The sequence below is a fragment of the Streptomyces sp. SP18BB07 genome (genome assembly GCF_036322545.1).
Lineage (GTDB): Bacteria > Actinomycetota > Actinomycetes > Streptomycetales > Streptomycetaceae > Streptomyces > Streptomyces deccanensis.
In genome coordinates, this window is the sequence record NZ_JAQYWT010000123.1 from 1 (window position 1) to 383 (window position 383).

The 383-nt window shown below is 64.0% G+C and carries 1 protein-coding gene; it reads left to right on the forward strand.

What is annotated here, in order from left to right; all coding sequences use genetic code 11:
* The coding region (locus PUR53_RS00395) for a 2,4'-dihydroxyacetophenone dioxygenase family protein (RefSeq protein WP_329906981.1) at positions 1-383 on the forward strand (383 nt) is incomplete at both ends.

Genomic DNA, 383 nt, shown 5'->3' on the forward strand with positions numbered 1-383 from the left:
AGACCGTCGGATCACGACCCCTGTGGATCAACGTCAAGGACAACTCCTGGGCCGACATCCTGCGCGCCAAGGAGGCCGGACTCGTCAACCGGCACTACCACCCGCACGAGGTGTTCGCCTACACGATCTCCGGCAAGTGGGGGTATCTGGAACGGCCCTGGACCGCACAGGCCGGAGACTTCGTCTACGAGGCACCGGGCGAGGGTCACACGCTGGTGGCCTACGAGAGCGACGAGCCGATGAAGGCGTTCTTCATCGTCAAGGGACCGCTGATCTGGCTGGACGAGAACGGCGAGCCCGACGGGTACTTCGACGTCCACGACTACATCGAGCTGTGCCGCACGCACTACGAGAAGGTCGGCATCGGCGCCGACTACGTCAAC